Below are 7,114 nucleotides of genomic sequence, written 5' to 3' on the forward strand. Positions count from 1 at the left end.
ATGGCAGTTCGGCAACGGATGTAACGGATGTAACGGATGGCAGGAATAGACCGCAGGGGGAAAGTGGAATTAAGAACGTCCTAACCTTTTTGGCGGTTGCTCTAACTAAGTTTACTTTTACCCGTTGTGACGTTTGTCAATCACAGCGAAGAATCACATGATTAATTTTATTTCTGCCCTTTTGGGCGATTTCCCATCACTGGGAACTATCAATTAGTTAAGTTTATTTCAGCCTGCATACTTATTATTTTAGCCGATCGCCATTAAAGCATACCCAAAAAAATACATACTCTGTTATTCGCATCTTCCCAGCAAAATCAACCGAATTTTACTGAAATCTTGATAATTTCTCCAATTCTACCCAGCAAAAGAGTCTTTGTTTGCGGGGCTCCCAGCCATCGCCCAAATCGCCCAAATCCGATTCAGTTATTCGCATATCCCGGAAATCCGGCATTCCCGGGTTGACTGGCCCCTCGCCGCACTGAGATAAACTACCGGGGGCGGCTCATCAATTACAGCTTGAAGATTGTTTGTCATAAATTTACTAATCTCGATATCTAAAGTAGCTGTAAACTCAGGTTCATCCCAATCCTCGCTTTCTTCAATACTGATGGTTGTTGGTGGCCCAATATCAAAATCTAGCTCATCGCCAAAATCTGAAACTTTCTTAATTGGATCTATTTTCTGAGCGGTATCAGTGGCAAAAGCTTGAGTTGTATTGGCTATTAATACGATCGGCAGTGCTACTATGGCACTTATTGTTTGTCGCGCCGAGATTTTCCTCATGGCATCCTCCTGATATAAACTAAACTTTGGTGCTGCTATACATTCAACATCCGTCGCTACTTTAGAGCGCTGTGAGTCGATTTTAGATTTTAGATTTTAGATTTACTCCACAGATGAATCTGAGAGCTTTAACTAGGGTCTAAAATTGTGGCTTGCTTAACACTCTTGTAGTTCGCAAGTATCCGTTTTTGAGCAGAGTCATTAATTAATAGTGGTTTATTTTTCCACAGGATATAACCTTATCTGTGACTGTTTGTGGCAAGTTTGCTTAACGGAGCATATCCGGTCAACTGTTTGCCTTTGTATTTACTACGTGAAAACTCTTAAACAGTCAGGTTTTCCCGTTAAGTAATTCCCCAGCCTTTGCGAGTGTTTATCTCAGACTCAAAGCAAAGTGGGTGAGAAGTTCGATCGCACAGCAGTTTTGGCACAGCAGTTTTGGCACACCAGTTTTGGCACACCAGTTTTGGCACAGCAGTTTTGGCACTCCCGCGCTGCCACCAGCAAGCTGATGTGACATACCACAGCCACCGAATATCTGTCAATACTTATATCTTAACATTTCTAAGTTGTTGCATAATTCTCGTTACCAGGAAGAGCCTGGTAATATCAAATCCGTTAGCATCGGAATAGTAAATTCGAGTTCACTGTTGACGGTTGACTGTTGACGCCGTGAACAGTGAACAGTCAACCGTCAACCGTCAACATCATTCCGGTGTAACCGGAAATGATATAACGCAGCTTGGCGAGGCAGAGCCTCCAGCCAAGTCTAGAGGACTCCTATTTCGTCAAGCCGTGTTCGAGGGCGAAGCGAACCAACTCAGTACGGCTGTTAGTACCCGTCTTGCTAAACAAACGGCTGACGTACTTTTCCACATTACGCACGCTAGTTTCCAAGCGGCGGGCAATTTCCTTATTCATCAAACCTTGAGCAACCAAATCCAAAACACTTTGTTCTCGCGGAGTCAAATCAATTTTAATCGGCGAAGGACTTTGGGCGATCGAACTCCGCCCACTCAGCAAAGACTCAATTCTCGCCATTTGGCTTGTCAAAGCAGCAATATCTGGACTTTCAGCATTTTCGCTCGTCTCCTTAGCAGCCGCGCGGCGGGCCAGCAAATTGGTTACTATTGCTACTAACTCGTCGGGATCAAAGGGCTTAGAAAGATAAGCATCGCAGCCTGCTTGATAGCCTTGAATCCGATCGCTCGTCATCCCCTTAGCCGTCAAAAACACCACCGGCAAAGCTTTATAGCGAGGATCTTCCCGCACTTGCTTGAGAAACTGATAACCGTCCACCTGCGGCATCATAATGTCTGAAATCACCAAATCGGGGTTGTACTGCTGCAAGAGTTCCCACCCATCCCGAGCATTACTGGCAACCTCAACCGCAAAATCGCTATCTTCCAAATAAGCTTGTACTGCTTCCCGCAAGCCCGGTTCATCATCTACCAATAATAATCGTGCTGACATAGTTGTTACCCTTACGCTTTACCACTATTTTTTAATTTAGCCGAATTTAAGTCTTATTGTCACTCTATCCCTCGAAGGAACTTAAAAAATTGTTTTTCAACTCTAGAGTTTTGAGTTGTGTTTTGATCTAACGATTAAAAAGTTGTTAAATCTTTAATTCAAAACTCAAAACTCAAAACTCAAAATTATTCTTGAACCTTTCTAGTTAAACTTTTGAACGATCGGTCAAAATCTCATAACCAGTTTCCGTCACCAACACAGTATGCTCAAACTGAGCCGACATAGCATTGTCAACGGTTACAGCAGTCCACTTGTCAGAAAGCGTCCGAGTGTACTTAGAACCCGCATTCACAATCGGTTCGATCGCCAATGTCATGCCCGCTCGCAATTTCACATTCGGCATTTCCCGCGTGCGGAAATTGAAAACCGACGGTTCCTCGTGCAAATTTCGCCCGACACCGTGGCCGGTAAACTCCTCAACGATGTTAAAACCGTTGCTTTTGACATGATCTTCGATCGCACCAGCGAGATCGAGCAAATAGGCTCCAGCCTTCACTTGTTCGATGCCTTTATAGAGAGCTTCTTCTGCGACTCGGATTAATTTTGCAGATTCGGGAGTCACTTCCACAACTGCGATCGTAATGCAAGAATCGCCGTGAAAACCTTGATAATATGCCCCCGTATCTACCTTAAGAACATCTCCGGCCCGAATTACTTTTTTGGCGCTGGGGATGCCGTGAACAACTTCGTTATTAATGCTAGAGCAAATCGATCCCGTGAAACCGTGATAGCCTTTAAAACTGGGAGTTGCCCCCATAGCACGGATGCGTTTTTCGGCATAAGCATCCAAATCAGCAGTAGTCATTCCCGGTTTCACCATTTGGGAAATTTCTTTGAGTACCGTTGCAACGATTTTCCCTGCCTGTCGCATAATTTCGATTTCGCGTTCCGACTTAATTTCAATGCCTCGACGCTGTTTTTTGACTTGGGGTGCTTGAGTTGGGCTAGAAAGCAGACTGCTAAAAATATTCATGTATTGATTGGCGGGTAATTTTGTACTTTGACTGCAGGTTGAAGCAAAAAAACGGCAAATATCCAGTTTTTTGTGGAAAAACGGGTGTCTTGTTCCGAACTGTCGATCGCTTGTCCTTTTAGCTAGCTTAATATTTTTCTCAGTAATCGGCACGGGATTGGGGGGTCAACAAAGCGGTTTCAACCGCCGAGCCCGTCGGTTCAGGATTTCCGAGCATTCCTGTGAGGTTAGCAATTGCGGCAATTAACTTATTTATGTCAACTGGTTTAGATAAGTGCATCTGGAAACCCGCTTCCAGCGCTTGCTGGCGCTCTTCCTCTCTCGCGTAGGCCGTCAGAGCGATCGCAGGCATCTTTCCACCCCTGAGCCTTTCCATTTCTCTCACCCGCCCGATCAGCTCATAACCGTCTGCTTCCGGCATTCCAATGTCGCTCAGCAGCAGATCCGGCAAATAACTCTCTAGTGCAGCTAGAGCCCCGGCCACCGATGCGGCCGATCGCACTATAGCTCCTTCGTCCTCGAGTAAAGCAATCAAAAACTCCCGCGTGTCATCGTCATCATCCACCACCAGCAATTGCAAATTAGCCAGAGTGGGGAGGGTCTGGGTCTGGTCATTGAGGTGCGACCAATCATCGTCAGCAGCGAGGGCGTTCCTCTGTGCAAGAGGTAGAACCACCGTAAATTTCGCACCCGCGCCCGGATTATTCTCTGCTTGCACCTTACCGCCGTGCTGTTCCACCAAGTGACGGACGATCGCCAATCCCAGTCCCAAACCCCCGTAAGACCTAGTTGTGCTGCTATCAGCTTGGCGGAAGCGATCGAAAACATAAGGCAAAAAATCAGGAGCGATACCAATGCCGCTATCAATTATCTCAATTTGAGCCTCATCTCCAACAGACTCTAACCGCACCTGTACTTTACCCTCTTGCGGACTAAACTTAATCGCATTTGACAGCAAATTCCACACAATTTGCTGCAAGCGATCGAAATCGCCGATAACTTCACCTACATTTGGACTGCACGTTAATTCTATAACTATTGATTTTTCCTCAGTCAGCGGCTGCAAAGAATCTATTGCCAGCTTAATCGCAGATTCCAACCGAATCGGATGCTTATTTAAATTTAGTTTTCCCCGCAGAATCCGCGAAACATCTAAAATATCTTCGATGAGTTGAGATTGAGATTTAGCATTGCGCTCAATTGTTTCTAGGGCTTTCTCTATAGTGTCCTGGTCAAATGTTTTGGTACGAAGCAGCCTAGACCAGCCGAGAATTGCATTTAAAGGAGTACGGAGTTCGTGAGAGAGAATAGCTAGAAATTCATCCTTCATCTGGTTAGCTCTCTCCGCTTCTTGCCGCGCCACTTGTTCGCGGATTAGTCTGCCGCGTTCTTCCTCTGCTTGCTTACGGTCTGTGACATCTCTAACCGTACCCACATGACCGATCAGTTTTCCCAAATCAGAAAACATTGGCGACGACTGTACATTAATCCAACGCACAGTTTCGCTACCAGCTAATCGAAACTCATTAGAATATTCGTTGCCTTCTTTAATCCAAGCTAACCAATCGGCTACTACGCGCTCGCGATCTTCTGGATGAACTTCCCGCTGCCAAATCTCTGCTAAACTTTCCTCTAATGTTAACCCGCAAATTGCTTGACAACGGGGATTGATGTAAGTACAGCGGCCTTCAACGTCAGCTACGTAAATTCCTAGCGGCGAACAAGCACACAAAGTGCGAAACCGCTCTTCACTTTTACTTAGTTCACTATTAACAGCAGCTAACTGTGTTGCTTGCTGTTTCACCTCGACTGTTTTTTGGAACAATTCCACAAATACCCCCACCTTCGAGGTCAATATTTCCGGTTCCAAGGGTTTGAACAGGTAATCCACCGCACCCAAAGAATAACCTTTAAACACGTGGGTGTCATTACTGCTGAATGCTGTGATAAAAATAATCGGAGTCGATCGCGATCGATCTCTAGAGCGAATCAATGTTGCTGTCTCAAATCCATCCATTCCCGGCATCTGCACATCAAGCAAAATTACCGCAAAATCTTCATTAAGCAGACATCTCAGAGCCTCCGCGCCCGAATTAGCTTGTACTAGATGATAAGAGGGGCTGTTGAGGATAGCTTCTAGAGCTACCAAATTTTCTGGGCGATCGTCAACTAAAAGGACATTTACTTGATGGGGGGAGTGCAGATTCATAATTTTTTTAATCTTTAATTCTTAGCAAATTGACTAAACAGGGAGCAATTTTAGAGAGGGGTAAAATCCAGTCTACTTCAACATTTGCGATCGCGGAGGCTGGCATGGTCGCGCATAGAGCCGAAGCCGGTTCCTCCACAAATGTCAATCCTCCCTCAGCTTTAATTTTTGCCAGCCCTTCAGTGCCATCAGAATTAGCTCCCGTTAAAATTATGGCGATAACTTTCTCCCCAAAGGCATCTGCAGCAGACTCAAACAGCACATCGATTGAGGGCCGCGCGTAACAGACAGGAGCCTCAGTTGATAGTGCAAATGTAGGAGTTCCGCGATAGGGGATTGGGGATTTTGAATTATGGATTGACTCCACTGCCACGCCCCCCCATTCTGTAAAGTCGTTTTCATAAAGGCTAAACTCCTCCTCAGAGGGCGATTCTATTAGCAAGTGATAGTCAGCAGGAGCCAAGTAAACCCGTCCAGGTGCGATCGGCTCTTTGTCTTGGGCCTCTGTGATTTGGAGAGAGCTTTGCTGTTGTAAAAAATCAGTAAGCCTATTCTGAGAACTCTTATGGCGGTGTTGGACAATAACTATAGGCAAAGGAAAGCTTTTGGGCAAATCTGCCAGCAGAACAGTCAGAGCCTCTAGCCCTCCCAAAGACGTGCCCACAACCACTATTTCAAAATTTTTTTTATTTAATTCTCCGGTAGAGTTTATCACTACTTTCAAGTGCTTCATAGTATTTTTCATAAGGTGTAAAAATCAGAGACTCCTGATGGCCCAGGCCTAAAACTCCAAACATTACCAAGCTCTCATAAAAAAGCTTGTGTACCCGCTCTTGGAGGTGTGAATTGAAATAAATCAGCACATTACGGCATAAAATAACATTAAATTCATTAAAAGAGTTATCCGTTGCTAGGTTGTGGTGAGCAAAGACAATATTATCTTTAAGTGAAGAGCGAAAAATCGCATTTTCATAGGCAGCAGTGTAATACTCAGAAAACGCTCTCTTGCCCCCCGCTTGGTGGTAGAGTTGCGTATATTCTTGCATTTGTTTCAGCGGGAATATCCCTGTTTTGGCTGTTTTCAAAACTAATTCATTCATGTCCGTAGCGTAAATCCGACAACGGTCATACAGTCCTTCTTCTTGCAGCAAGATAGCCATAGAATAGACTTCTTCTCCCGTTGAACATCCAGCGTGCCAAATCCGAATAAAAGGATAAGTACGCAGCAGCGGCACCACTTTATTTCTGAAACTCAGGTAAAAGCTGGGATCACGAAACATCGCCGTTACATTGACAGAAATGTCCAGCAATAAACGGTCTAGGTAAGCCGGATTGTGAAGTACCTTTTCCTGAAGTGCAGAGACAGTGGTGAGCCGTTCCGAGCGAATAGTGTTCCAAATACGGCGCTTGAGAGAGGCAAGAGCATAATTGCGAAAATCGAATCCGTAATAGCGAAACATTCCCTCTAGTAGGAGTTGAATTTCGATTGTTTCAAGTTCATGGCTTTCGGGCATTTTTAATGACTAATTGGTTAGGGGGCATTGTTGACTGTTGACTGTTGACTGTTGACTGTTGACTGTTGACTGTTGACTGTTGACTGTTGACTGTTGACT

At 45.0% G+C, this 7,114-nt stretch carries 7 protein-coding genes; all 7 read right to left on the reverse strand.

Annotated elements, in window-relative coordinates; genetic code table 11:
• Positions 1-426 precede the first annotated feature (426 nt).
• Positions 427-786, reverse strand: coding sequence for a hypothetical protein (locus QUA36_RS22045; protein WP_333161972.1), 360 nt, complete (start codon positions 784-786; stop codon positions 427-429).
• A 344-nt stretch (positions 787-1,130) separates the two neighbouring features.
• Entirely contained in the window at positions 1,131-1,331 is a 201-nt protein-coding gene (locus QUA36_RS22050; RefSeq protein WP_333459114.1) for a hypothetical protein, read from the reverse strand.
• Positions 1,332-1,566: 235 nt separating this feature from the next.
• Positions 1,567-2,259, reverse strand: a complete 693-nt coding sequence (locus tag QUA36_RS22055; RefSeq protein ID WP_333038110.1) for a response regulator transcription factor — start codon at positions 2,257-2,259, stop codon at positions 1,567-1,569.
• 205 nt (positions 2,260-2,464) lie between these two features.
• Positions 2,465-3,292: a type I methionyl aminopeptidase gene (gene map / locus QUA36_RS22060; protein WP_333459115.1), complete on the reverse strand. Its 828-nt coding sequence runs from the start codon at positions 3,290-3,292 to the stop codon at positions 2,465-2,467.
• 139 nt (positions 3,293-3,431) lie between these two features.
• Entirely contained in the window at positions 3,432-5,501 is a 2,070-nt protein-coding gene (locus tag QUA36_RS22065) for a response regulator (protein ID WP_333459116.1), read from the reverse strand.
• 7 nt (positions 5,502-5,508) lie between these two features.
• The gene (locus QUA36_RS22070; RefSeq protein ID WP_333459117.1) at positions 5,509-6,216 is read right to left on the reverse strand and encodes a chemotaxis protein CheB; all 708 of its coding nucleotides are present in this window, start codon (positions 6,214-6,216) and stop codon (positions 5,509-5,511) included.
• Entirely contained in the window at positions 6,188-7,015 is an 828-nt protein-coding gene (locus QUA36_RS22075) for a protein-glutamate O-methyltransferase CheR (RefSeq protein WP_333459118.1), read from the reverse strand. Before QUA36_RS22075 ends, QUA36_RS22070 begins: the two co-directional genes overlap by 29 nt.
• Positions 7,016-7,114: the final 99 nt, after the last annotated feature.

Origin of the sequence: Microcoleus sp. Pol10D4 (genome assembly GCF_036701555.1) — a bacterium.
Taxonomy (GTDB): Bacteria; Cyanobacteriota; Cyanobacteriia; order Cyanobacteriales; family Microcoleaceae; genus Microcoleus.

Coding starts and splice junctions, on each gene's coding strand:
- QUA36_RS22055 (WP_333038110.1), bottom strand. CDS start 2,259: ATGTCAGCACGATTATTATTGGTAGATGATGAACCGGGCTTGCGGGAA.
- map (WP_333459115.1), bottom strand. CDS start 3,292: ATGAATATTTTTAGCAGTCTGCTTTCTAGCCCAACTCAAGCACCCCAA.
- QUA36_RS22045 (WP_333161972.1), bottom strand. CDS start 786: ATGAGGAAAATCTCGGCGCGACAAACAATAAGTGCCATAGTAGCACTG.
- QUA36_RS22065 (WP_333459116.1), bottom strand. CDS start 5,501: ATGAATCTGCACTCCCCCCATCAAGTAAATGTCCTTTTAGTTGACGAT.
- QUA36_RS22075 (WP_333459118.1), bottom strand. CDS start 7,015: ATGCCCGAAAGCCATGAACTTGAAACAATCGAAATTCAACTCCTACTA.